This window comes from Thioclava sp. 'Guangxiensis', assembly GCF_045348365.1.
GTDB lineage: Bacteria > Pseudomonadota > Alphaproteobacteria > Rhodobacterales > Rhodobacteraceae > Thioclava > Thioclava kandeliae.
The window spans coordinates 2,348,959-2,372,976 of record NZ_CP155822.1 but is presented as its reverse complement, the minus strand read 5'-3'; the positions used below and the strand labels follow the sequence as shown (position 1 = coordinate 2,372,976).

Sequence of the window (24,018 nt, the reverse complement as noted above, 5' to 3'; positions counted from 1 at the left end):
TCAGAACTTCGTCGAAACGGTCAGATCGAAGTTCTGCTCTTCGTCGTAATCTTCCTTCACGATGGCTTTCGAGAAGTTCAGACGCAGCGGACCGATGAAGCTGTCCCACAGGACCGAGACACCGATGGCCGACCGCAGGTGGAAGCCGTCATCGACATTTTCCACACCATCGGTATCGTCGAGCCCCCAGACAGAGCCCGCATCGAGGAAGACCGCACCACCGAGTTTGTATTCCTCGGGCAGACCCAGCGGGAACTGTGCCTCCAGACGTGCGACGGCGAAATACTTCCCGCCAAGCGCGTCCTCGTTGGGCGCAGCCGTATCGCGCGGACCGATGCCGTTCGATTCGAAGCCACGGATCTTGTTATTGCCGGTGAAGCGGTCGAGGATCGTGGTGTCGCCCGAGGCCGCGATGATCCCGCCGCCTTCCAGCTCGGCCCGCAGCGTGACCTCGTCGTTCCAGACCTTACGCTGTGCGCGGCCAAGAGCGGTGGTCGTCACCGCCTGCACATCCCCGCCAAGACCCGCGAATTCCTGATCGAAGCGGAACAGGTAGCTGTAACGCGGATCGATATTATTTTCGCTGGTATCATAGGTATAGGTATAACCGACTGCGGATTTCCAGCGCGTGCCTTCCTCGCGGCTGAGGATCGGCGAGGAGCCGGTATCCTCGTCGGCATCATAGTCATCGACACCCGAGAGGCGTTCGCTCGTGAGGTTATAGCGCAGCTTCAGACGCGCATTCTCGGAGACCGGGAACTCGATCGACGGCTCGATGCCGGCGCGTTCGGTGTCGTAATCCGAGTTGTCATCGCTGGTCGTCGTGTAGAACACCTTGCCCGTTGCCGCCAGATCGCGACCGAAGAGATAGGGTTCGGTGAAGCTGATGACCGAGCTCTGGTTGTCCGAGGTCGTTCCGATCGACACGGCCAGATGCTGGCCACGGCCGAGGAAGTTGCGCTCGTTGAGGGCCGCCGTAATCCCGAACCCTGCCGAGGCGCCATAGCTTGCGCCGAAGGTCAGCGAGCCGGTGGGCTGTTCGGTCACGTTCACGTCCACGATCACCTGATCGGGATTGGTGCCGGGCTTGGTGTTCACATCGGCATTCGAGAAATAGCCGAGCGCGCGGATACGTTCTGCCGAGCGCTTGATCTCGCGCGGATTGTAGGGGTCGCCTTCGACCGTGTGGAACTCGCGACGGATCACGCGATCCAGCGTTGCGGTGTTCCCTTCGATATCGATCCGCTCGACAAAGATCTTCGGCCCTTTCACCAGCGCGAACTGGATATCCAGCGTGCCGGTGCGCGGGTTGCGGGTGATCTGCGGATCGACGCGCACGAAGTTCAGCCCTTCCTGACGGGCTTTCTCTTCCATCCGCGTGACGGCCAGATCGATGGCATTGGGCGAGTAGATCGCGCCGGTGCGGATCTTCGACAGCGGCGCATATTCCGACACGTCGAGACCGTTCACTTCGGAGACCGTCGTGATCTTGCCGAATTTGAACATCTGACCTTCGGAGATGTTATAGGTCATGAAGAACCCGTCACGGTCGCGGGTCATCTCGGAGGAGACGCCATTGACCTGCACATCGGGATAGCCACGCGAGCGGTAGAAATCGGTCAGCAGCTGGCGATCCAGATTGACGCGGTCGGCCACGAAGGTGTCACGCTGGATGAACTGGTGCAGGATACCGGCCTGTTTGGTCTGCAGGACCTGACGCAGGCGGCGGTCAGAAAACGCCTTGTTGCCGGTGAAGGTGATGCGCTGGATCTCGGTGACCGCGCCTTCCTTAATCTCGAAGGCGATATCCACGCGGTTATTCGAGCGGCGGATGACCTTGGGCGTCACACGCGCATTCACACGACCGCCTTCGGCATAGGCATCGGCGATCAGCTGGGCATCGGCCTCGACGGTTGCCGGATTATAGACGCGACGGCTCTCGGATTTGACGATCTTCGCAAGCGCCTCGTCCTTCAGGCGCTTGTTCCCCTCGAAGGCGATCACGTTGATCGTGGGGTATTCCTGCACATTGATTTTCAGAGTCGAGCCTTGCGGCACCAGCTCGACCGTCTCGAAGAGACCGGAGGATTGCAGCTTCTGATAGGCGGCGTTCAGCTCGCCCGCGCTCATGCTCTCGCCCGCTTTGATACCTGCCGTGCCCAGCACCGTCGCGTTATCGACGCGCTGGTTACCGGTGATCGAAACGCTGGAGAAGCTGTAGCTCTGCGCCCAGACCGTTTCGGGGAGTGCCACGCTGGTAAGAGCCACGGCAAGCGACAGAGCCGCCGGCACGAGAATACCGGAAAATTGTCCAAGACCTTGCCGGCCAGTTTGCCTGTTTGTCATCGCCCTCTCCAGCCTTTCGGCAGCATTATTCGTTAATTGTCGATACCGAGTCTATGCGGGCTTGTCAAAGCGAAGAGCCCCCATTTGATCAATTCGGAAGACAGTGCCCCGATGTCACTGCCTCCCGCCTGCATTCTGCCTCAGGGACAGAGAATATCATTGGACAGACCGAAAAGCATCAGCCCGAAAACAAGCGCCACGCCGATCGACATCAGCACGTTCATGATGCGGTCGGAAGGCGGCTTTCCGGCGATCGCCTCATAGCAATAGAACATCAGGTGCCCGCCATCGAGAACGGGGATCGGAAAGAGATTCAGGAAGCCCACGGCGGTCGACAGGAGCGCGATGAACCAGATAAAATTTTCGAGCCCCGATTTGGCCGCCGCAGCCGAGCCCTGCGCGATCCCGATCGCCCCTTGCAGGTTGCACGAGGAAATATTGCCGAGGATCATGTTGCTCAGCCCCGAGACCGATTGGGTGACAATGCCCCATGTCTGGGACACGGCCCCCGTCAGCGCCTCGCCCAACCCCGTCGGGCGGGTCAGCGGCTCGAAGATGAAGCCCCCCGTCGCCCCGATCATCCAGCGCGTCTCGAAGCCGCCGTCAACGCTGGGCACATCGGTGCGCTTGGGCGTGAGCACCATCTGGGACGTTGTCCGGGTGGCCGCATGCCAGACCGTCAGATCGAGCGGTTTACCCTTGGAGGACGAGACCGCCTGACGCAGATCCTCGAAGGTCCAGATCGGATTGCCATCCACCGCGGTGATCACATCACCTTCCACTAGCCCCGCCGCATAGGAAGCCGATTTGGGGGCGACCCCCGTCAGACGCGGCGGAAAGAGTTGCGGGCCCTCGATCTCCAGCACCTGCCCGTCGCGCGCCACTTGCAGCGGCAGCTGTGCCCCCTCGGGAGCATCGGCCAGCGCCTCGTTGAAGCTAGGGTAATCCGGCGTGGATTTGCCCGCCACGGCCAGGATCTCGTCACCGGTCTGGAGCTGGCCAGTGCCGTCGGGCAAGGCGTAAAGCTCGCCGACCACGGGCTTGTCGGTCGGCGTGCCAGTATAGAGCATCAACCCCGCAATCACCGCGATCGACAGGATGAAGTTGAAGACAGGCCCCGCCACAACGGTTGCGGCCCGCGCCCAGAGCGGCGCGCCATGCATGGTCTGGCGCAGTTCCTCGGGCGTAAGTGCGGCGAGTTCGGCCTCATCGCCCTTGGCCGAGGCCGCATTGGCATCGCCCCTGAATTTCACATAGCCGCCGAAGGGAAGTGCCGCGATCTGCCAGCGGGTGCCATGTCTATCGACCCGCGAGACCAGCGTGGGGCCGAATCCCAGCGAGAATACATCCGCCTTGATCCCCGACCAGCGCCCGATGATGTAATGGCCATATTCATGCACCGTGACGATAATCGACAGCGCGATCACGAAACTCACAATCGTGTAGAGAAAATTCCCGAGATCCGGCAGCAATTCCACGCGATCAATCCTTGGCTGGGGTCACTGGGTGACTTTGGTCAGAAAACGTCGGGCCAAATCGCGGGCCTCCGCATCGGTATGGGCAATGTTATCCAGACTTATCGCCGTATTGCAAAGGCCTTGACGCGCTGACATCTCCGTCAGCACTTCCTCGACCACACGGGCCATATCGAGAAACCCGATCCGGCCATCGATAAACCCATCGAGCGCGATTTCCTTGGCGGCGTTGAAGGCCGCTCCCGCTGTGCCGCCGATCTCCATCACCTCATAGGCCAGACGCAGCGCGGGATAGCGCGCGGCGTCGGGGGCGCGGAAGGTCAGGCTACCGAGTTTTGCCAGATCGAGCCGCTCGACGGGCAGTTCGGAGCGCTCGGGCCAGTTGAGGGCATAGCCGATGGCATGGCGCATATCGGGCGCGCCCATATGCGCCATCAGCGCCCCGTCACGGAAGCCTACTAGCGCATGGACCATGCTCTCGGGATGGACCAGAACCTCGATCTTCGAGGGCTCCACACCGAAGAACTCGCGCGTCTCGATGATCTCGAGCGCCTTGTTGAACATCGACGCCGAGTCGATGGTGATCCGTTGGCCCATATCCCAGTTCGGGTGGCTCGACGCCTGCGCCACGGTGGCGCCTGCCAGTTTCTCCATCGGCCAGTCGCGGAAGGCGCCGCCCGAGGCGGTGATGATGATCCGCTCGACCGCGTCGATATCCTCGCCCACCAGCGCCTGGAAGATGGCCGAATGCTCGCTATCGACGGGCAGGATGCGGGCGCCGTGTTTCTCGGCCTCGGCCAGCAGAAGCGGGCCTGCGGTCACGAGGCTTTCCTTGTTGGCCAGCGCCAGTGTCGCGCCCTGCCGGAGCGCGCGGAACCCCGGCGCAAGGCCCGCGGCCCCCACGATCGCCGACATCACCCAATCGGTCGGGCGTTCGGCCGCCTCGATCAGGGCCTGCGTGCCGGCCGCTGTCTCGATGCCGGTTCCCGAAAGCGCCTCGCGCAGCGCGGGCAGGCAGTCGTCATAAGCGGTTACCGCCAGTTCGGCCTTCAGGGCAATCGCCTGCTCGGCCAGACGTCTGATATTGCGCCCGCCGGTCAGCGCCACGACCTGATGATCGGATCGCTGCAAGAGATCGAAGGTGCTTTCGCCGATAGACCCCGTCGACCCGAAAACTGTAACGCGCATTGATTTAACCGGCTGCCGTCAGCGGCAGCTCTCCGAATTGTGCAAGAATGAGAAGCACCAGCACCACGCCGATCAGCGCATCGAACCGGTCCAGAACGCCGCCATGGCCGGGGATCAGCGAGGAGCTGTCCTTGACCGCCGAGCGTCGCTTTAGCCAGCTCTCGAAAATATCACCCAACTGTCCGGCAAAGGCCAGAAGCGGCGACATCCAGATCAGCGCCGTGCCGCCGCCGATGCGGGTGAAGACAAAGCCCAGGATAAGCGCGCCGATCCAGCCGGCCACCGTGCCCGACCAGGTTTTCTTGGGGCTGATCTTGGGCCAGAATTTCGGCCCGCCGACCATACGGCCCACGAAATAGCCCAGCACATCCGACACCACGACCACACAGATGATCCATGTGATCGCGCCCACGCCCTGCCCCTCGCGCAGCGCCACGAGCCCGTAGCCCGTCAGCATGATCGCCAAAGCATAGAGGGTGAAGAACCGCCGGTCGCGGCGCGGACGCCAGAGCCCGGCGATGGGCGGCAGGATCAGGAGCGGCAGATAGAAGGGCGAATGCATGATCAGGATCAGCGCGAGCGTGCCCGCCGCAATGAGCCCCAGCAGGATCGCCCGCGTGGAGCGGTCGGGCGCGGTCATCGCCGACAGCTCCCAGATCATCAACCCCGTCACAATACAGGCCAGCGCCTTGAAGGCGAGCCCGCCCCATCCGATCGCCACGGCACCGATCACCGCCATTACAATGGCCGATGCGACCCGCTTGCGCAGGTCTCCCCAGCGTCCGGTTGCTGCTGTCATGTTTTCACTCCGCCAAACCGCCGCTCACGATTGCCGAACCGTGCCAGAATATCTTCCAGCTCGTCAGGGCTGAAATCAGGCCAGAGGGTTTGGGTAAATTCGTATTCCGCATAGGCGGCCTGCCATGGCAGGAAGTTCGAGGTCCGTGTCTCGCCCGAAGTGCGGATCACCAGATCCGGATCAGGGAGCCCTGCGGTATCGAGCCGCGCCTCAAGCGCCGCCTCTGCCTCCGCATTCAACTCGTCCTCGGTGATAAGACCGGCGGCAAAATCGCGCGCCATCTGGGCCGCGGCACGACCCAGCTCGTGACGGCCACCATAATTGATGGCCACGGTCATCGTCAGCCGCTCGTTATGCTTGGTGCGCTCCTCGATACTCGCCATCAACTTGGCCAGCTTGCCATCGAGCCGCCCGCGCGCGCCGATAAAGCGCATCCGCACACCGAGCGCGGACAGGCTGTCGGCCTCTTTCTCGATATAGCGCGAGAAAATGGCCATCAGCCCCAGAACCTCTTCGGTCGAGCGTTTCCAGTTCTCGGTCGAGAACGCATAGACGGTCAGGTAGCGCACGCCGAGCGTCGGGCAGATCTTGGTGATTTCCTTGATCCGCTCTGCACCTCTGCGGTGACCGGCCAGACGCGGCCAGCCACGGTTCTTGGCCCAACGCCCGTTCCCGTCCATGATGATGGCGATATGGCGCACACCATAATCGACATCGCCTTCCTGCACCGGATCGGACGGCTTGGACCCCGAGAGAGCCTTGCCCTGTTTTCGCCTGTTCAGCGCCATTTGGGCCGCCTTTCGCACGGCACTCTCGTCGAGTGCTTAGACTTGCATAATCTCGGCTTGCTTGGTCTCAAGCGCCTTGTCGACCATGGCGGTGTATTTGTTGGTGAGATCCTGAACCTCGCCTTCCCAGAGCTTCACATCGTCTTCCGACATGCCATTGCTCTTGGCTTTCTTGATCTGGTCCATACCATCGCGGCGCACGTTACGCACGGCCACACGCGCGGATTCGGCGTAGGAGGCGGCAACCTTGGTCAGCTCGCGGCGGCGTTCCTCGTTCAGCTCGGGGATCGGCAGCATGATGATGGTGCCGTTGAGCTGCGGGTTGATCCCCAGACCGGACTCGCGGATGGCCTTCTCGACCTTGCCGACCATGCCCTTGTCCCACACATTGATGGTGACCATACGCGGCTCGGGCACGTTGACGGTGCCCAGCTGGTTGATCGGCGTTGCCTGACCATAGGCATCCACCGTGATCGGATCGAGCATGGAACCTGCCGCACGGCCGGTGCGCAGCGAGGCAAATTCGGTTTTCAGCGCACCCATTGCGCCTTCCATGCGGCGCTCCAGATCATCGGTGTCGATTTCGAAATCGTCAGACATGTCGTCTCCGTCTGCTTCTTTATCTTGCTTGAACAGTATCTAGCGCGCAAAGCGCCGCTTGTATAGGCCAAGCGGCCCGTCGCTTTTCAAGACTGATGTCTCAGCCCTGAACGCGCGTATAGGTGCCCTGACCTGCCAGAATACCTTTGAACCCGCCCGGTTCGTCGAGCGGGAAGACGATGATCGGCAGGTTATTGTCGCGTGCAAGCGCGATGGCCGACGCATCCATCACCTTGAGGTTCTTCTGCAGCACCTCGTCGTAAGTCACATGATCATAGCGCTTGGCATCATCGAATTTCTTCGGATCCTTGTCATAGACCCCGTCGACGCCGTTCTTGCCCATGAAGATCGCTTCGCAATTCATCTCGTTGGCGCGCAGGGTCGCGGCCGTATCGGTGGTGAAATACGGGTTGCCGGTGCCTGCCGCAAAGATACAGATGCGCTTCTTCTCGAGATGGCGAACGGCACGACGGCGGATATAGGGCTCGCAGACCTCGTCCATCGGGATGGCGGAAATCACGCGGGTATGGATGCCGAGCGCCTCGAGCTGTGCCTGCATGCCGAGCGCGTTCATCACGGTAGCGAGCATGCCCATATAGTCGGCCGTGGTCCGTTCCATGCCCTGCGCGCTGCCGGCCAGACCGCGGAAGATGTTGCCGCCACCGATTACCATGCAGATCTCGACGCCCAGATCATGGACGGATTTCACTTCGCTGGCGATGCGGGCAACGGTTGGCGGGTGCAGGCCGTAGCCCTGGTCGCCCATCAGGGCCTCACCCGAGATTTTCAAGAGGACACGTTTATACTTCGCTGCCGGGTGTTGGTCCGCAGACATCTCGGGTTCCTCATTTGTCAGTTGTCATCGGTGCGCAAAATGTCGCAAATGCGCGTCGGGTTCAACTCGGGAAATGATCTTTCGGCGATATTTGGTCGATGGGGTTGGCGAAGCTAGAGACGGAAGGCAGCAGATGCGCGATATCCTGGAAAATCTCGACCCATCGCGGCCCGTCGTGATCGGCGGCGCGACGGCGAGCGGCAAATCGGCGCTTGCGCTCCAGATCGCGCAGGCGCAGGGCGGAGTGGTGGTCAATGCGGATGCTCTCCAGATCTGGGACTGCTGGCGGGTACTGTCCGCGCGCCCCTCGCCCGAGGAAGAGGCACAGGCCCCGCATCTGCTTTACGGCCATAAACACTGTGGCGAGAGCTATTCGGTAGGCCACTGGTTGCGCGAGGTCGGGGATATTCTGGCCGCCCATCAGGCGGGCGGGCCGCGTCCGATCATCGTGGGCGGCACGGGGCTCTATCTGAGTGCGCTGACCGAGGGGCTGGCCGAGATTCCTCCCACGCCCGAGGCGATCCGAGCCGAGGCCAACCGGCGGCGCGAGACCGAGGGACATGCCGCGCTCCTTGCCGAACTGGATGCCGCCAGCGCCGCGCGCGTGGACAGGTTGAACCCCGTGCGGGTGCAGCGCGCCTGGGAGGTGCTACGGGCCACGGGGCGCGGGCTGGCCGCATGGCAGGACGAGACGCCGCCGGCCCTTCTGCCGCGCGATCAGGCAAGTTGTTTCGTGATCGATGCCGAGCGCGACTGGCTGGCCGAGCGGATCGACCGCCGCTTCGATCTGATGCTGGAACAGGGCGCGCTCGAGGAAACGCGGGCGGTGCTACCTGTCTGGGACCGTGACGCGCTCTGGGCAAAGGCGATCGGTGCGCCGGAACTGGTCGACTATCTGCTGAGTCGCGCCACTCTGGCGGAAGCGCGCGCGCGCGCGCAAGCGGCCTCGCGCCAATATGCCAAACGGCAGCGCACATGGTTTCGTGCCCGCATGAAGGACTGGCACAAGATAAAGCGGCCCTGAACCCGCGCTCGCTGCATTCGCAAAAAACACTTGGTCAAAGCCCGCACCCGCCTTACGCTCCGGCATGTGGGGTATATCCGAGTGCTCGGAGTTTTCGAATGGCCGTCTTTTCCTCTAAGTTGTTGCTGACTTCCGCACCGTTTTCCCAACGAGGTGCCCCCGACACCCTGCCCCCACAGACAGGCCCTGCCCATCGGCTGGACACGATCCAGCATATGGCCCAGGGCGGGCGCTGGCGGATGGAGGCGATGCGGGCCCTGTCCGAGCCCTGTCTCTTCTGGATCACCCGCGGTCAGGGCCGCGTCACGGTGGGCGGCGTGCAACGGGGTTACGGGGTCCATAATGCGATCTTCCTGCCAGCAGGCGTGATGCACTGCCTCGAACTCGGGGCCAACACCCAAGGGCTCGTGCTGTTCTTCGGGCGCGATCATGACCCGACCCTGCCGGCCAATCCGCAGCATCTGCGGGTCAGGGAGGCCACCGCACAAAGCGAGCTGACCGCCCTTCTTGAGGCACTCAACCGCGAGAGCAGCCAACCAAGGATCGGCTCGGACAGGGCGGCGGAGTTCCAGATGGGGCTGATCTCGGTCTGGCTGGAACGCCAAATAGCCGTTGCACCGCAAGACAGCCTGCCCCCCAAAAACGCGCGCAAGCTGGTAAACCGCTTCACCGCGCTGGTGGAACGTGATTTCCGCTCGAGCCAAACCGTTTCGGATTATGCCCGCCAATTGCGGGTCACGCCCACCCATCTGTCGCGTGTCTGCCGAGATGCCTGCGGGCGGCCAGCCTCCGATCTGCTGCAGGAACGCCGCCTCTACGAGGCACGAAGGCTATTGCTGGATACCCAGATGCCGATCAAGGAGATTGCCGCGCGGCTCGGCTTTCGCAGCCAGACCTACTTCTCGCGCAACTTTCTCGCGCAGACCGGCTCGACCCCCAGTAAATTCCGCCAATCGGGTCATTGAGGCTGGGCACCCGTCCTTGGGTAAACGACACGGCTGCAGTTTGAAAAGCTCGGGGAGAGTTCATCACATAGGAGCCTGTCCCGATCCTTCGCAGGCGGAGCCCATATGCGCCCATGGCCTTTGGTGCAGGATCAAGATCCACTCTTGCGGGAATGCCGCTCAGTAACCGTTGGCAGCCTTGATACGATCCAGCTCGGCGGTGATACGGCTACGCATCGGCCGGACCTGTGCATCGGTCTGTAGAATACGGGACTTATGTGTATCGATAAATTTCATCGCGCGACCATGATCACTCACCGATTGCGGCACATAATCACAGCAGGATGTTTCCAAACCAGTTCTCGCCCGGGCCAGCACATCTGGCCCCAAACCCGGCGCAACAATACGGGACTGGTACATTCACTTCCTCCCATCTGCATAGGCAGCTTCCTACCGCCCATGCTTACGAGATTACATGAAAGAGTTAACAGTAATTTAACAAAATACACCCCAGTCCTGATTTACAACAGGGCACTTCCCGCCAAGCGTGCAATTTGGGCAGGAACTGCCTAGCTCTCGGGCAGGTCGCAAATCTCCGAGCGTGTCAGGAAGCGCAAAGGCCGCCCGTTATCGAGCGAGAACTGGCCGCCCCCCAGCCCCGGGATCGCGTCGATGGTGATGTCGGTATGTTTCCAGACCTCATACTGCGCGCCCGAGATATAGACAGGCATGCCGCCGATCTCGCCGAGTTTCACGTCATTCTCGCCGATCCGGAACTCGCCCTGCGGATAGCACATGGGCGCCGAGCCATCACAGCACCCGCCCGATTGATGGAACAGAACCGGCCCGTGATCGGCCACGATCTCTTCGAGAAATGCCAGAGCCACCTCGGTGGCTGTAACCTTTGTCATCGCTTCCTCCTCTCATGCCCCCTGACGAAAATCGCCCGCCCCTCGCGGGTCGGGCGATCCACACTCGTTAGATCCTAACTCGTTAGAAGAAGCCCAACTTGTTGGGGTTATAGCTGACCAGCATGTTCTTGGTCTGCTGGTAGTGATCGAGCATCATCTTATGGGTCTCGCGCCCGATACCCGATTGCTTATAGCCCCCGAAGGCCGCATGGGCCGGATAGGCATGATAGTTGTTGACCCAGACACGGCCGGCCTGAATTTTGCGACCGAAGCGGTAGCAGGTATTGGCATCGCGCGACCACACGCCCGCACCGAGCCCGTAGAGCGTGTCATTGGCGATCTCGAGCGCATCATCGGCATCCTTGAAGGTCGTCACCGACACAACCGGCCCGAAGATCTCCTCCTGGAAGACCCGCATCTTGTTATGGCCGCGCAGGATGGTGGGCTGGATGTAGTAGCCGTTTGCCAGCTCGCCCGACATCTGTGCCGCCCCGCCGCCGGTCAGCACCTCGGCGCCCTCCTTGCGGCCGATCTCCATATAGGACAGGATCTTCTCTTTCTGCTCGGCCGAGGCCTGTGCCCCGATCATGGTGGCGGCATCGCGCGGGTCGCCCTGAATGATGGCCTGCGTGCGCTTGATGGCACGCTCCATGAACTCCTCGTAGATATCCTCCTGGATGAGCGCCCGCGACGGGCAGGTGCAGACCTCACCCTGATTGAGTGCGAACAGCACGAAGCCCTCGATCGCCTTGTCGAAGAACGCATCATCCTCGCGGCAGACATCGGAGAAGAAGATATTGGGCGACTTGCCCCCCAGCTCCAGCGTGACCGGAATCAGGTTTTCCGAGGCATATTGCATGATCAGCCGGCCCGTCGAGGTCTCGCCGGTGAAGGCGATTTTCGAGATGCGCTTGCTCGATGCCAGCGGCTTGCCCGCTTCAAGCCCGAAGCCGTTCACGATATTCAGCACGCCGGGCGGCAGGATATCGGCAATCAGTTCGGCAAAGACCATGATCGTGGCGGGCGTCTGCTCGGCGGGTTTCAGGACGATGCAATTGCCTGCCGCCAGCGCCGGCGCCATCTTCCATGCCGCCATCAGGAGCGGGAAGTTCCACGGGATGATCTGGCCCACAACACCTAACGGCTCGTGGAAGTGATAGGCGACCGTATCGGCATCGATCTCCGACATGGTGCCTTCCTGCGAGCGCAGCACACCGGCGAAATAGCGGAAATGGTCGATGGCGAGCGGCACATCAGCCGCACGGGTCTCGCGGATCGGCTTGCCGTTATCCCAGCATTCCGCCGTGGCCAGCAACTCGAGGTTCTCTTCCATGCGGTCGGCGATCGCCAGAAGCACCTGTGCGCGCTGTGCGGGCGAGGTTTTGTGGCCCCAGCTCTCTTTTGCGGCATGAGCGGCATCGAGCGCATCATTGACATCGGAGGCATCCGAGCGGGCGATCTCGCCAATCACGCCACCGGTTAGCGGGGTGATATTGTCGAAATAGCGGCCCGCATTGGGGGCCTTGAAGGTGCCACCGATGAAGTTGTCATAGCGGCTGCGGAACGGCGAGACCATCACGCCCTTGAAGTCTGCTGTTAGATCGTTGGCCATTGTCTTTCTCCTCCCAAAGAAATCCGGTCGGCCCGTTTGGTGGTCGACCATCCTGCCCCCACTCTAACACATATTCCCCCACCGCATAGGTGCCATGCATCTGGCGACGAGGTGAACTGTCTCAGCACCGAGACAGTTCACCGCCAGAAAGTCTGCCCTCAGACCTCCAGCCCCAAGGCCTTGGCCTTGCGATAGAAGGTCGCCCGTCCGATCCCGAGTGCACGGGCGGCAGCTGTCACATTGCCTCCTGTCCGCGCAAGGGCCCGCGCCATCTCGGCGCGCTGCGCATCGGCCAGCCCCTGACGGGGTGCGCCATCCAGAAGGTCCGAGGCGGGCAGCGACCCCATTTGGGCCTCCTCCAGATCGAGCCGCCTGCGCGCCGCACGATTGGCCCCGATCACCAGATCGTCGCGGTCGAGCGCCAGAAGCGCGATCTCCTGCGCACCGGTGCCCTCCTCGGCCAGCGACACGATCCGCGCGCCCTCATAGGCCTGCCGGAACAGCGAGGCCTCGATCCGGCGCGCGGTTTCCTGCACGCTCGAGGCCAAGAGCCGCGCATAGGCCGCATCGAGCGTCTGGCGGGCGGAACTGACATCAATCACTCCCGCCAGAGCGCCCGATGCCCCGAAGATCGGCGCACCGCTACAGCACAGCGCCGTATTGCTCTCGCGGAAATGGTCGTCGCGCCAGATGGTCACGGGGCGTTCCTCGGCGGCACAGGTGCCGATACCGTTGGTGCCCTCGGCCTGTTCCGACCAGTCGGTGCCCGCCACCAGATTGCAGGACTGGAACCCGCCCATATCGGCGGCGCGGATGCGTTCGGCCAGCACCACGCCGCGCGCATCCGACAGGAATACGCTGCACCCTGCATCGGCCACATTGGCGGCAAGCCGGTCCAGATGTGCCTCGGCCAGCCGGATCATCGGCCCCGCCTCTTCCTGCAGAAGCCGCAATTCGCGCGCGCTCAGCCGTTCGCCTCCGGGTCGGACCGAGGGATCGAGTTTGTAATGGATGAAAGACCGTCGCCAACTTGCGGCCACGCCCGGACGGCTGGCGGCGGAGCTGGATGCGATCACCGACTGGATGCGCTCGCTATGGCGCTCCCCGGCATGATGTCTGTCGATACGCAAAATGAAAAGCCTCCCCTCTCTTCCTTGCTGGCACCAAGGATAGGACGGAAGCGCTTTTCATTGCAAACATTGTCTCAACACGGATCGCGCGGAAGGACCGGTGATCCGCGCCTGCCAATCACTCCTCGTCGTCGTCGGCCTCGCCCTCGTGGCGCTTACCACGGAAGCCTTGGGCCACCACGAATTTCTCGGAACTGTCGGAACGCGACGCCGGAGGTTTCACATTGGCGACTTTGGTGAAGTTCTTCTTGAGGATGGTGAGAAGCTCGTTCTCGGCCCCGCCCGCCAGAACCTTGGCCACGAAAGTGCCGCCCTCCTCGAGCACATCGAAGGCGAAATAGGCCGCGGCCTCGCACAGCGTGATGATGCGCAGGTGGTCGGTGTTCTGATGGCCCGAGGAGGCCGCCGCCATATCCGACATCACCACATGCGCAGTGCCGCCCAGCCATTCCTTTACCTTGTCATCGGCACCCTCTTCGAGGAAGTCCAGCTGGTGCAGCTCGGCGCCCGCGATGGCATCGATCTCCTGCAGGTCCACCCCCAGCACGGTGCCCACCTTCTTGCCCGATTTCTCGCCAAGCGCGTTCACGCGTTTGACGGCCACCTGACACCAGCCGCCCGGCGCACAGCCCAGATCGACGACCCGCGCGCCCGGCACGAGGAAGCGGTATTTGTCGTCCAGCTCGAGGATCTTGTAGGCCGCGCGCCCGCGATAGCCTTCCTTGCGCGCCCGCACGACATAGGGGTCGTTCAGCTGGCGTTCCAGCCAGAGCGTGGAGCTCAACTTGCGGCCCTTCGCGGTCTTGACCCGCACCCGCAGGTCCCGCTGGCCGCGACCCGAGGTATTCTTGCCCGTAGGTGTCTTGACCATGTCTTACTCCAGTTCTTCAAGGACGCCATCGGCGGCCATCTGTGCATATAATAGGCCCTCGCGCAGGCCACGATCGGCCACGGAAAGCTGGTTGGTGGGCCAGACCCGCATCAGCGCCTGCAAGATCGCAGCCCCCGACATGATCAGCGAATGACGGTCGCGCCCGATCCGCGGGTCGAGCCTGCGCCCGTCCGGTCCGAGTTTCAGGAAGGACCGGATCACCCCGTCAATTTCGCTGGTGTTCATCATCAGCCCGTCAACCCGATTGCGGTCATAGCGACGCAGGCCGAGATGGCAAGCCGCAACCGTGGTTACCGTCCCCGAAGTGCCGATAATCTGGAACCCTTCCTGCGGGCTGCCCGAGGCATAGGGGGTGAAATCGGCCAGCTTCTCCTCGAAAAACCAGCTCATCAGTGCGAAGCGGGCGGCATCATCCTCGACATCGCCATACTGGTCCTTGAGCGTGGCGACGCCCAGCGGCACCGAGATCCAGTCAACGACCCGCGCCGCCGGCCCGGGGAGGTTACTCTGGTCGAACCCCTGTGCCAGTCGCATGATCGCGCGGGCGCGGTCACCGGGCGGCACATCCTCGAGATCGATCCAGACCAGCTCCGTGGACCCACCGCCGATATCGACCACCAGCACCTGCTCGGTATTGGGGCGCACCAGCGAGCCGCAGGAGATCACCGCAAGGCGCGCCTCCTCTTCCGCCGGAATAATCTCCAGCGGCAATCCGGTTTCGCGCCGGACATAGCGGATGAAATCGCGCGCGTTCCGGGCCCGCCTGCAGGCCTCGGTGGCGACGAGCCGCATCCGCTTCACATGATGTTTGTCGATCTTGCGTCGGCATATCTGCAATGCCTGCACGGTTCGCGCCATGGCAGACCGGGACAACCGGCCGGAGGCTTCGAGCCCCTGACCGAGTTGGACAGCCTTCGAGAAGCTGTCCACCACATGGAACTGAGAGCCCTTCGGACGGGCGATCAGCATGCGGCAGCTATTAGTGCCCAGATCCAGCGCAGCATAAAGCTCGCCGGAATCGGCACTGGGGCGCACGGGGTGCTCTACCGATAGTGTCGGGAACGCGCCCGCAGCCCTGGGACGCTTGGGCGCCATGATTACGCCCTCCGATTTCAAGTTATCTCTAACCTAAACTTTGCACTATGAAGGTGCAAGGGATCGCGGGCGATTTCGCGCAACTCGGGGAGCGGTGCTGCGGCAGGCACGCTCACGCAGGTTTTGACCGAACACGCTTGACCTGTTCACGCGCCTCGGGCAGGTGCGCAGCGACCCGAAACAGAACCGCCGGAAAAGGAGTATCGCATGAGCGAGTCTATCTATAGCCATCTGACCCAGCTGGGGGGCGAGACGAAGCTGCCGACCTCCCCCGATAAGGCGGTGCTGGAGCGCGTGCCCAATCCGCATAAGGGCACCGGATATACGGTGCGCTTCGTGGCGCCCGAATTCACCTCGCTCTGCCCGATGACCGGACAGCCCGATTTCGCACATCTGGTGATCGATTATGTGCCTCGCGACTGGCTAGTGGAATCGAAATCGCTGAAACTCTTCCTCGGTTCGTTCCGCAATCACGGCGATTTCCACGAGGCCTGCACCGTGGGCATCGGCAAACGTCTGGCCGAGACGCTCGATCCCGAATGGCTGCGCATCGGCGGCTACTGGTATCCGCGCGGCGGCATCCCGATCGACGTCTTCTTCCAGACAGGCCCGCAGCCCGAAGGCATTTGGATCCCCGATCAGGGTGTTCCGCCCTATCGCGGTCGCGGCTGAGCAAGATATCGCAAGCTAGAAACCATGGCGCGTCCTGATCGGGGTGCGCCATTTGCGTTCTGCCAATGTGCCTTCGGATACTAGAATTCAACAGTTTGCCAAGTTGACTAAACCTTGAATTGAAAATCGGGGCTACATTATCGACTTATGATAAGCATATTTACAATACCGTAACCTAGCTGATCGACACTCTCCCTAGTCAAGCGCCTGACGGTGGCATCCACCCCACACCTCCGCCATCAGCGCGCAACCATCACCGCCCGGAACCTGTGGCAGCGGGTCCCGGGCGGGGATGCCAACCAGTGATTCTGCCCTCTCCTGAGAACAGGAGAGGAACATGAGAGCCTGCTTATGATGAATTAAGGATATTAATCGCCGCACTGCCGAAAAAGACTGCGGCAGATACAAACAAATTATATGAAATTTAAGAAACAAACCGTTGATTTGCCCAAATTTCGCCCCTCGAAACGGGGGAAATGTGGCAGCAATCTGGCAGCTTTCCCGCAAAACCCCGCGCCCATCGGAGATCGTGTTCAAACCACGGCAAAACCGAGATAAATGCGGCAGGTTTCCTTCCAATTTGCCTTAATATTTATGCAATCGTAAACGAAACGTTTACGCAGAAAGATGCACGTTTTAGCGTGTAGTGGGGTAAAACAACGGGGGAACGCACTGCCATGCGGTTCCAATATCTGCGTAAAGCAGTCGAGCACGAGGGGTCGTGTTCACTGCACTCAAAAACTGTGCCTTATGGCACGAGAACCAAACGCGTTTTTGCAGGATTGACTGCGGGAACCGCCTTCGCGCTTCTGGCCGGTTGTACGGTCGAGCCGGCAAAGGTCAAGCCGTCGGTACGCGCCTCCAGCGCGGCCTTTGCGGCATCACATGACGATATATCGTCGAAAGTGATCCAGCGGGCACCTACAACCGGTATGGCGGGTAACAGCCAGCTGGCAACCGATTTTCTGGAGCTTGGCTTCCAGCTGGAATCGGGTCGCCCACTGGCACAGTTCACGCGCTTCGAGGGACCGATCTCGGTAACGCTCAAGGGCAATGTTCCGCCACGCGCACCGAGCGAATTGGGCACATTGATCTCCCGGTTACAAAGCGAGGCCGGTATTCCGGTGACCGCGAAGCCCGGAAATGCCAACCGGATCAATGTCGAATTCGTTCCGCGCCGCGAAATGAAGGGCCTCGTTCCGGCTGTTGCCTGCTTCGTGACGCCCAATGCGGCCAGCTGGGAAGACTACCGCAAGACACGGCGCACGGCCCTCTCGGACTGGACCCGTGTGACGCAGCGCCGTCAGGCATCGGTCTTCATTCCGGCAGATGTCAGCGCTCAGGAGCTGCATGATTGCCTGAACGAGGAAATCAGTCAGGCCCTCGGACCGCTCAACGATCTCTACCGTATTCCGGATTCAGTCTGGAATGACGATAATTTCGTCTCGACGCTGACCCGCCACGACATGACGATCCTGCGCGCTTGGTATGATCCGGCGCTCCACTCGGGCATGAGCCAGCCCGAGGTCATGTCGGCGCTGCCCTCGGTTCTGTCGCGCATCAATCCGGCCGGTGGCCAGTTCAGCCGCGTGCTGTCCGATCCGACGCCGCGCAGCTACGAGAATGCGGTCAATCGGGCGATGGGTGCAGGTGGGGCGCGGGGCCGTCAGGCCGCGGCCAAACAGGCGATCGAGATTGCCGCAGCTCAGGGCTGGACCGATACGCGCATGGGCTTTGCGTGGTACCTTCTGGGCCGGCTGTCGCCCAACAATCCCGATCAGGCCCTGCAGGCCTATCTACAGGCTTCCGAATATTTCGCCATCACGCCACGCGCCTATATGCAGACCGCTCATACGGATATGCAGCTTGCCGCCTATGCGCTCGGTTCGGGCCGTGCGCAACAGGCCATGCAACTCAGCACCCGTGGCCTGCTAAATGCCAGCCAGTCCGGCAATGGTGAACTCTCGGCCCAGCTGATGACCATCCGCGCCAAGGCGCAGAAGACAGTCGGTTCCAGCCAGATTTTGGCCTTCGCGGACTGAAGGCTATCCTTGCTCCTGACACCGCCGCCATGAAAATGGCGGCGGTGTCATTACGGGTAGCTTTTCGGACCGGATCTGCCAGACTAAGGCACCGGCAGAAGGACCGATCCAGAATGTTCCACCCCTTCCTCGCACAGTTACGTCGCCATCAGGTGCCTGTATCCCTGCGGGAATACCTGACCTTTCTTGAAGGGTTAACGACGGGGCTATGCCTTTATGATCTGGAGGCATTCTATTTCTTCGCGCGAACCTCCCTGGTCAAGAACGAGGCGCATATAGACCGTTTCGATCAGGCATTTTCTACAATTTTTCAAGGCGTTGAGGAACTGTCTTTAGAAGATGTCGTAACAGCCCTTGATCTGCCGCAGGACTGGCTGACAAAACTGGCCGAGACCACGCTCACTGATACCGAGAAAGCGGAGATCGCGGGAACGGGCAGTTTCGAGCAGTTGATGGAGACCTTGCGCCAGCGTCTGGAGGAGCAGAAATCCCGCCATCAAGGGGGCAATAAATGGGTGGGCACTGCGGGGCGCTCGCCTTTTGGCGCCTATGGATACAACCCTGAAGGGGTGCGGATCGGGCAGGATAGATCGCGCGAAAAACGGGCTGTAAAAGTCTGGGACCGAAGGGAATTCCGGAATTTCGATGACAGTCTCGAACTGGGGACGCGCAATATCAAGGTCGCGCTGCGCAGGCTCCGGCAATGGGTCCGCGAGGGGGCTGAGGCCGAACTTGACCTCGACCACACGATCCGCGCCTCGGCGGATGCGGGCTATATCGATGTGAAAACCCGCCCCGAACGACGCAACGGCGTGAAACTTCTTCTGTTTCTGGATGTCGGCGGATCGATGGATGCGCATGTGGCGATGGTGGACGAACTGTTCTCGGCCCTGAAGACCGAATTTCGTCAGTTCCGGCATTTCTACTTCCATAACTGCCTCTATGAGGAGGTCTGGACCGAAAACCGCCGCCGCTTCACCGACAAGATCCCGACCTGGGACATCCTCAACCAGTATGGTTCCGATTATCGCTGTATCTTTGTAGGCGATGCCGCCATGTCTCCCTATGAGATCGCCATCAAAGGCGGCGCGAACGAACACTGGAACGAGGAAACCGGCGAGGTCTGGCTACGCCGCGCCCGCAGCCAATGGCCGCGCCATATCTGGCTCAACCCCGCGCCCGAGCGCTACTGGGAACATACCCGATCCACTGCCATGATCTCCGATATCTTTGATAACCGTATGTTTCCTCTCACATTGGAGGGAATAACCCGAGCCACGAAGGCCCTCTCATGAAAACCCGTTTGCGCCGCTGCCAACGGATCTGGTGCCGCCATAGGCTTCTGTCGATCGTCTTCCTGCTGGCGGTCGTCCTCACGGCCAATTTCGCATGGCATACGATCGACCGTGCAATCTACTGGGCCGATCCCGACCATCACGAGCGCAGCCCCGAAAGCTGGATGACGCCACGCTATATCGCGCGCTCATGGGATCTCCCACAATCACAGGTCGAGGCGCTTTTGCAGCTGTCGGGCACCACATCTCCCCAGCGCAAACAACGCCTGCGGGATCTGGCGCGTGCCGAGGGGATCCCTGTCGACGAGCTGATCGCCCGCCTGCAATCGGGCTTGGCCAGATCGGCGCAGGATACACGCCCATGACGCAGGAGCTGACCGACGAGCTTCTTTTGCTACTGCCGGTCTGGGGACCGTGGCTGGTGGCACTTGTCACCTTCTGCAGCTGCCTCGCGCTGCCGGTGCCTGCCTCGCTCGTGATGCTGGCCGGTGGCGCTTTCGTGGCCTCGGGCGATCTGCATCTGTGGAGCCTCGCCCCTGCCGCTCTGGGCGGTGCGCTGGCCGGAGACCGCAGCGGCTATGCGATCGGGCGGCTTCTGGCGCGCCGTCTGCCCGAACCGGAGAGCAAGCGCGCCCGCCTGATGGCCAAAGCCATCACCCGTCTCGACCGCAATGGCGGCTGGGCGATCTTCCTGTCTCGCTGGTTGTTCTCGCCCTTGGGGCCCTATGTCAATTTCGCCGCAGGCACCGCGCGTTATCCGCGCCACAGGTTCTGGGTGGCGTCCATTGCCGGTGAGGCGGTCTGGGTGACGCTCTATCTCGGGCTCGGTATGCTCTTCGGCGCCAATCTGTCTGCGGCCGCCGATCTGGCTGGCAGCATGATCGGCACGATTGCCGCGGCCACCGTAGCCGTTTTGCTGGGCCGCTGGCTCTGGCGCTCTGTCCGGCGTAAGGTGGATGAAACCGGCGCGGAGGCCCCCGCGTCCCAACCGATCGGATCACTTCGCGAATGACCCGCCTTCTGGTTCTGCTCCTGCCCGTTATCGTAGCGGTTGTGATGTGGAAATATTCCGCATGGTCGGGGGCGCGTAGCCTCGACCGCAACTCGACGCGCCTGCGTGATCCTGCGCTACTGGCACTGGTGGACAGGCTGGCCGCTGCGATGGAGCTGGACCATATCCCTGTCCATATCCACGAGACGCCGGTGGTCAACGGGCTGGCCGCGCCCGACGGACGGGTGTTCCTGACGCGCGGATTCCTGCGCCGCTATGAGGCGGGCGAGGTCACGGGCGAGGAGCTGATCTCGGTGGTGGCGCACGAGCTGGGGCATGTAGCGCTCGGTCATTCAAAACGGCGGATGATCGACTTTTCGGGCCAGAACCTGATCCGGATGCTGCTTACGACCGTTCTGGGGCGCCTGATTCCCGTGATCGGGCCGCTAATTGCCAATATGGCGACCAAGGCGCTGGCCGCGCGGCTCAGCCAGCAGGATGAATACGAGGCCGACGAGTTTGCCACAGCCCTTCTGATCAAGGCAGGCTTCAGCGCCGATCCGCAGATCAGCCTTTTCGAGAAACTCGATGCTCTGACCCAGCAGGGCCCACGGATGACACCCGCCTGGCTGCTGACCCATCCCGAGACCCACCGGCGGATCGAGGTGATCCGCACGAATGTGGCGAAATGGACCGGACCACGCCTCTCGAAGCCGTGAAATTTGTTACATTTTCAGGAATCAGGCGGTAGTCTGGGCGTGAGGAAAGCGGACAGGCCCATGGATCACCAAGACACTCCCTTGCGCCCGCTAGGAAAACGGCGGGTCTTTTATATTCCCGGCTATGACCCGTTCCCGCCGCGCCGCTACCGCGAACTGTATCGGCGCGAAAGCACCGCTCAGGCGCGGATCTCGGGCTACGAGATCCACCAGAAAGCCAGTCGCGAGGGGGGCAAATACGGCTGGCAGGTCCACTCGACGCAAGACGGCCATTCTGTCGAGGCGCTGGTCGAGGTGCTGCTATGGTCCGATATTGTGCGCGGCTCGATGGGCTCGTCGATCCTTGCAACCTACATGCAGCTGCTGCGCACTGCCTTTCTCTATATCGGCTCGGGGGCGCTCTTCCGGCTGATGCGGCTACGCAACGGGCCGGTTCTGGCCGCGCTCTATCCGGTAGTGGCTCTTTTGGTGCAGCTCATCGCTGTGATGGCGGCGGCGGGAGCGCTCTATTGGGGGCTTGCCACTCTGGCCCGCATGATCGCGCCCGCCTGGCCGCTGCACGGGCTGGCGCTGGTGCCCGCAATCGGCGGGGTGATTTTCGGGCTACGCTGGTTCCGTGCGCATGATAACCGCTTCTATGCCTATTACCTGATGCATGATTATGCCTTCACGGCACGCTGGAACGGGGCCTACCCGCCTGCCCTCGAGGACCGGATCGAGGTCTTTGCCGACCGCATCGCACAGGCACTGGAGGAGGATTGGGACGAGGTTCTGGTGGTGGGCCATAGTTCGGGCGCGCATGTGGCGATCTCTGTTCTGGCCGCGCTTGACCGGCGCGCTGTGTCGGGCGCAGCCCTCTCGCTCCTGACGCTGGGCCATGTGGTGCCGATGGTCAGTTTCCTGCCCCGTGCGCAGCGGCTCCGGCGCGACCTGCATGATCTCAGCGCCACGAGCCGCCTCACATGGGTCGATGTCACCGCGATGGGCGATGGCTGCACCTTCGCGCTGGTCGATCCCGCAGGGGTGACAGGCGTCGCGCCCGAGAAGCAGACCGGACCGCTGGTCTTCTCCGCAGCCTTCTCGCAATCGCTGAGCCCCGAGCGCTGGAAGTCCGACAGACGACGCTATTTCCAGCTCCATTTCCAGTATCTCTGCGCCTTTGATCGCGTGCAGGATTACGATTACTTCCGCATCACGGCCGGCCCGCTGACGCTGGCGCAACGCTATGGTGCCCGAGCGCATTCCCCAAGCCGCCTATCCGCGCCGGTCAACCGCTACCGGTCTATGTCATGAGCCCGCCCAAACCAGCCCCACGTCCCGACCGCGTATCTTTGTGGCGCTATTTCCAGCTCTTCCGGCAGGACATCCTCTCGGCGCAGCCCGCAAGGCTTTACCGTGCCAAGATGGCCGAATTCCGCACACCCTTCTTCCGCTCCTATTTCTGCAACACGCCCGAACTGGTGGATCTGGTGCTGCGCCAGCGTCCGCGCGATTTTCCGAAATCGGACCGTATCCGCGAGGGGCTGGCCCCTTTGCTGCGCAATTCGGTCTTTGTGACCAATGGCGAGACATGGGCCCGCCAGCGCCGTATCATCGATCCGGCCTTCGAGGGCGGCAAGCTTCATCACAGCTTCCCCGATATGTGGCAGGCAGGGCGTAACTGCGTGAACCGCCTTGCAAAGAACACCTCGGAACGTATTGATATAGAACCGGAAACATCCCATGTCGCGGCGGATGTGATCTTCCGCACGCTGTTCTCCATCCCGATCGAGGACAAGACGGCGGCCCGCGTCTTCGAGAGCTTCCGAGCGCATCAGAATTCGGCTCCGGTGGTCAATCTGGCGGCCCTTCTGCCGCTGCCGCGCTGGCTGCCGCGCCCGCATTCGCGCAAGACATTGCAGACCGCCAGAGTGATCCGCAAGCTGATCGAGACCCTCACCCGAAGACGCGCCGAGGCGATCCGTGCAGGCACAGCCCCCGATGATCTGGCCACCAAGATCATGACGATGGAAGACCCGCAGACAGGCACGCGGCTGAGCACCGGCGAGATGGTCGATCAGGTGGCGATCTTCTTTCTGGCGGGGCATGAGACGTCGGCCTCGGCACTGGCCTGGGCGCTCTATCTGCTGGCGACCCATCCCGAGTGGCAGGAACGTGTGGCCATTGAGGCCGCCACCCTGCCCGACACCGGGGCCGCGCCGCCGATGGGAGTGCTCAAACAGCTCAAGATCTCGCGCGCCGTCTTCCGCGAGGCGATGCGGCTCTATCCGCCCGTGCCGATGTTTGTGCGTGAGGCCACCTGCCCTGAGACCTTCCGCGAGCGTGAGGTAAAACCCGGCTCGCAGATTGTCATCTCGCCCTGGCATCTGCACCGGCATGAAGGGCTGTGGGAGAACCCCGACGGGTTCGATCCTGCCCGCTGGGAAACCGAGAATGGCAAAACATGCGCACGTTCTGCCTATATTCCGTTCTCCGCCGGTGCGCGGGTCTGCCCCGGTGCGGGATTTGCCATGGCCGAGGGCGTGCTGATCCTGTCGATGATCTTGCAAAGGTTCCGGCTCGAGGCCCATTGCGACCGCATCCCCGAGCCTGCGGCCCAGTTGACGGTGCGCAGCCGCAACGGCATCTGGCTGACGCTGAGCCCGCGCCAGTAAAAAGCC

At 62.0% G+C, this 24,018-nt stretch carries 23 protein-coding genes; 10 read left to right on the top strand and 13 right to left on the bottom strand.

What is annotated here, in order from left to right; translation table 11 throughout:
* The 7 genes from bamA to pyrH form a co-directional block, all read right to left on the bottom strand.
* Positions 1-2,346 carry an outer membrane protein assembly factor BamA gene (gene bamA, locus ABEB22_RS11735; RefSeq protein ID WP_406870352.1) on the bottom strand — a complete coding sequence of 782 codons (2,346 nt, stop codon included), beginning with the start codon at positions 2,344-2,346 and terminating at the stop codon, positions 1-3.
* Between the two features lie 140 nt (positions 2,347-2,486).
* Positions 2,487-3,833 (bottom strand): RIP metalloprotease RseP, encoded by a 1,347-nt coding sequence (rseP, locus tag ABEB22_RS11730; RefSeq protein WP_406871149.1) that lies wholly within the window; start codon positions 3,831-3,833, stop codon positions 2,487-2,489.
* A gap of 12 nt (positions 3,834-3,845) precedes the next feature.
* A complete protein-coding gene (gene dxr / locus ABEB22_RS11725; protein WP_406870351.1) occupies positions 3,846-5,009 on the bottom strand; it encodes a 1-deoxy-D-xylulose-5-phosphate reductoisomerase in 1,164 nt (387 codons plus the stop codon).
* 4 nt (positions 5,010-5,013) lie between these two features.
* Positions 5,014-5,808 carry a phosphatidate cytidylyltransferase gene (locus ABEB22_RS11720; protein ID WP_350935803.1) on the bottom strand — a complete coding sequence of 265 codons (795 nt, stop codon included), beginning with the start codon at positions 5,806-5,808 and terminating at the stop codon, positions 5,014-5,016.
* Positions 5,805-6,596, bottom strand: a complete 792-nt coding sequence (uppS, locus tag ABEB22_RS11715) for a polyprenyl diphosphate synthase (RefSeq protein ID WP_406870350.1) — start codon at positions 6,594-6,596, stop codon at positions 5,805-5,807. The genes ABEB22_RS11720 and uppS overlap by 4 nt, the downstream gene beginning before the upstream one ends.
* 36 nt (positions 6,597-6,632) lie before the next feature.
* The gene (frr, locus tag ABEB22_RS11710; RefSeq protein ID WP_339112650.1) at positions 6,633-7,196 is read right to left on the bottom strand and encodes a ribosome recycling factor; all 564 of its coding nucleotides are present in this window, start codon (positions 7,194-7,196) and stop codon (positions 6,633-6,635) included.
* Between the two features lie 100 nt (positions 7,197-7,296).
* A complete protein-coding gene (gene pyrH, locus ABEB22_RS11705; RefSeq protein ID WP_339107381.1) occupies positions 7,297-8,031 on the bottom strand; it encodes a UMP kinase in 735 nt (244 codons plus the stop codon).
* A 133-nt stretch (positions 8,032-8,164) separates the two neighbouring features.
* Here pyrH and miaA point away from each other — a divergent pair, with 133 nt between their 5' ends.
* Both miaA and ABEB22_RS11695 read left to right on the top strand, forming a co-directional pair.
* A complete protein-coding gene (gene miaA / locus ABEB22_RS11700; RefSeq protein ID WP_406870349.1) occupies positions 8,165-9,055 on the top strand; it encodes a tRNA (adenosine(37)-N6)-dimethylallyltransferase MiaA in 891 nt (296 codons plus the stop codon).
* A 98-nt stretch (positions 9,056-9,153) separates the two neighbouring features.
* On the top strand, positions 9,154-10,020 hold the full coding sequence (locus ABEB22_RS11695) for an AraC family transcriptional regulator (protein WP_406870348.1): 867 nt from the start codon (positions 9,154-9,156) through the stop codon (positions 10,018-10,020).
* A 159-nt stretch (positions 10,021-10,179) separates the two neighbouring features.
* Here ABEB22_RS11695 and ABEB22_RS11690 read toward each other — a convergent pair whose 3' ends face one another.
* The 6 genes from ABEB22_RS11690 to ABEB22_RS11665 form a co-directional block, all read right to left on the bottom strand.
* Positions 10,180-10,419, bottom strand: a complete 240-nt coding sequence (locus tag ABEB22_RS11690; protein ID WP_406870347.1) for a hypothetical protein — start codon at positions 10,417-10,419, stop codon at positions 10,180-10,182.
* A 149-nt stretch (positions 10,420-10,568) separates the two neighbouring features.
* Positions 10,569-10,910 (bottom strand): DUF779 domain-containing protein, encoded by a 342-nt coding sequence (locus ABEB22_RS11685; RefSeq protein WP_339112654.1) that lies wholly within the window; start codon positions 10,908-10,910, stop codon positions 10,569-10,571.
* Positions 10,911-10,992: 82 nt separating this feature from the next.
* Positions 10,993-12,522 (bottom strand): aldehyde dehydrogenase, encoded by a 1,530-nt coding sequence (gene adh, locus ABEB22_RS11680; protein WP_339112655.1) that lies wholly within the window; start codon positions 12,520-12,522, stop codon positions 10,993-10,995.
* A 158-nt stretch (positions 12,523-12,680) separates the two neighbouring features.
* Positions 12,681-13,652: a helix-turn-helix domain-containing protein gene (locus ABEB22_RS11675; RefSeq protein WP_406870346.1), complete on the bottom strand. Its 972-nt coding sequence runs from the start codon at positions 13,650-13,652 to the stop codon at positions 12,681-12,683.
* A 118-nt stretch (positions 13,653-13,770) separates the two neighbouring features.
* Entirely contained in the window at positions 13,771-14,523 is a 753-nt protein-coding gene (locus tag ABEB22_RS11670; RefSeq protein WP_339112657.1) for an RlmE family RNA methyltransferase, read from the bottom strand.
* 3 nt (positions 14,524-14,526) lie between these two features.
* Positions 14,527-15,639 carry a Ppx/GppA phosphatase family protein gene (locus ABEB22_RS11665; RefSeq protein ID WP_406870345.1) on the bottom strand — a complete coding sequence of 371 codons (1,113 nt, stop codon included), beginning with the start codon at positions 15,637-15,639 and terminating at the stop codon, positions 14,527-14,529.
* Positions 15,640-15,846: 207 nt separating this feature from the next.
* Here ABEB22_RS11665 and queF point away from each other — a divergent pair, with 207 nt between their 5' ends.
* The 8 genes from queF (at position 15,847) to ABEB22_RS11625 (ending at position 24,012) form a co-directional block, all read left to right on the top strand.
* Positions 15,847-16,311, top strand: coding sequence for a preQ(1) synthase (queF, locus tag ABEB22_RS11660; RefSeq protein ID WP_350935818.1), 465 nt, complete (start codon positions 15,847-15,849; stop codon positions 16,309-16,311).
* Between the two features lie 782 nt (positions 16,312-17,093).
* Positions 17,094-18,353 carry a DUF2927 domain-containing protein gene (locus ABEB22_RS11655; protein ID WP_339112660.1) on the top strand — a complete coding sequence of 420 codons (1,260 nt, stop codon included), beginning with the start codon at positions 17,094-17,096 and terminating at the stop codon, positions 18,351-18,353.
* A gap of 113 nt (positions 18,354-18,466) precedes the next feature.
* The gene (locus tag ABEB22_RS11650; protein WP_406870344.1) at positions 18,467-19,648 is read left to right on the top strand and encodes a vWA domain-containing protein; all 1,182 of its coding nucleotides are present in this window, start codon (positions 18,467-18,469) and stop codon (positions 19,646-19,648) included.
* Entirely contained in the window at positions 19,645-20,013 is a 369-nt protein-coding gene (locus tag ABEB22_RS11645) for a hypothetical protein (RefSeq protein ID WP_406870343.1), read from the top strand. The genes ABEB22_RS11650 and ABEB22_RS11645 overlap by 4 nt, the downstream gene beginning before the upstream one ends.
* Positions 20,010-20,660 (top strand): DedA family protein, encoded by a 651-nt coding sequence (locus ABEB22_RS11640; RefSeq protein WP_339112663.1) that lies wholly within the window; start codon positions 20,010-20,012, stop codon positions 20,658-20,660. Before ABEB22_RS11645 ends, ABEB22_RS11640 begins: the two co-directional genes overlap by 4 nt.
* A complete protein-coding gene (locus ABEB22_RS11635) occupies positions 20,657-21,358 on the top strand; it encodes a M48 family metallopeptidase (RefSeq protein ID WP_406870342.1) in 702 nt (233 codons plus the stop codon). The genes ABEB22_RS11640 and ABEB22_RS11635 overlap by 4 nt, the downstream gene beginning before the upstream one ends.
* Positions 21,359-21,418: 60 nt before the next feature.
* Complete coding sequence (locus ABEB22_RS11630; protein ID WP_406870341.1) at positions 21,419-22,651, top strand: hypothetical protein; 1,233 nt, start codon at positions 21,419-21,421, stop codon at positions 22,649-22,651.
* Positions 22,648-24,012, top strand: coding sequence for a cytochrome P450 (locus ABEB22_RS11625; RefSeq protein WP_406870340.1), 1,365 nt, complete (start codon positions 22,648-22,650; stop codon positions 24,010-24,012). The genes ABEB22_RS11630 and ABEB22_RS11625 overlap by 4 nt, the downstream gene beginning before the upstream one ends.
* The last annotated feature ends 6 nt before the right edge of the window (positions 24,013-24,018 follow it).

Coding starts and splice junctions, on each gene's coding strand:
- bamA (WP_406870352.1), bottom strand. CDS start 2,346: ATGACAAACAGGCAAACTGGCCGGCAAGGTCTTGGACAATTTTCCGGT.
- dxr (WP_406870351.1), bottom strand. CDS start 5,009: ATGCGCGTTACAGTTTTCGGGTCGACGGGGTCTATCGGCGAAAGCACC.
- ABEB22_RS11720 (WP_350935803.1), bottom strand. CDS start 5,808: ATGACAGCAGCAACCGGACGCTGGGGAGACCTGCGCAAGCGGGTCGCA.
- uppS (WP_406870350.1), bottom strand. CDS start 6,596: ATGGCGCTGAACAGGCGAAAACAGGGCAAGGCTCTCTCGGGGTCCAAG.
- frr (WP_339112650.1), bottom strand. CDS start 7,196: ATGTCTGACGATTTCGAAATCGACACCGATGATCTGGAGCGCCGCATG.
- pyrH (WP_339107381.1), bottom strand. CDS start 8,031: ATGTCTGCGGACCAACACCCGGCAGCGAAGTATAAACGTGTCCTCTTG.
- miaA (WP_406870349.1), top strand. CDS start 8,165: ATGCGCGATATCCTGGAAAATCTCGACCCATCGCGGCCCGTCGTGATC.
- ABEB22_RS11695 (WP_406870348.1), top strand. CDS start 9,154: ATGGCCGTCTTTTCCTCTAAGTTGTTGCTGACTTCCGCACCGTTTTCC.
- ABEB22_RS11690 (WP_406870347.1), bottom strand. CDS start 10,419: ATGTACCAGTCCCGTATTGTTGCGCCGGGTTTGGGGCCAGATGTGCTG.
- ABEB22_RS11685 (WP_339112654.1), bottom strand. CDS start 10,910: ATGACAAAGGTTACAGCCACCGAGGTGGCTCTGGCATTTCTCGAAGAG.
- adh (WP_339112655.1), bottom strand. CDS start 12,522: ATGGCCAACGATCTAACAGCAGACTTCAAGGGCGTGATGGTCTCGCCG.
- ABEB22_RS11670 (WP_339112657.1), bottom strand. CDS start 14,523: ATGGTCAAGACACCTACGGGCAAGAATACCTCGGGTCGCGGCCAGCGG.
- ABEB22_RS11665 (WP_406870345.1), bottom strand. CDS start 15,639: ATGGCGCCCAAGCGTCCCAGGGCTGCGGGCGCGTTCCCGACACTATCG.
- queF (WP_350935818.1), top strand. CDS start 15,847: ATGAGCGAGTCTATCTATAGCCATCTGACCCAGCTGGGGGGCGAGACG.
- ABEB22_RS11650 (WP_406870344.1), top strand. CDS start 18,467: ATGTTCCACCCCTTCCTCGCACAGTTACGTCGCCATCAGGTGCCTGTA.
- ABEB22_RS11645 (WP_406870343.1), top strand. CDS start 19,645: ATGAAAACCCGTTTGCGCCGCTGCCAACGGATCTGGTGCCGCCATAGG.
- ABEB22_RS11640 (WP_339112663.1), top strand. CDS start 20,010: ATGACGCAGGAGCTGACCGACGAGCTTCTTTTGCTACTGCCGGTCTGG.
- ABEB22_RS11635 (WP_406870342.1), top strand. CDS start 20,657: ATGACCCGCCTTCTGGTTCTGCTCCTGCCCGTTATCGTAGCGGTTGTG.
- ABEB22_RS11630 (WP_406870341.1), top strand. CDS start 21,419: ATGGATCACCAAGACACTCCCTTGCGCCCGCTAGGAAAACGGCGGGTC.
- ABEB22_RS11625 (WP_406870340.1), top strand. CDS start 22,648: ATGAGCCCGCCCAAACCAGCCCCACGTCCCGACCGCGTATCTTTGTGG.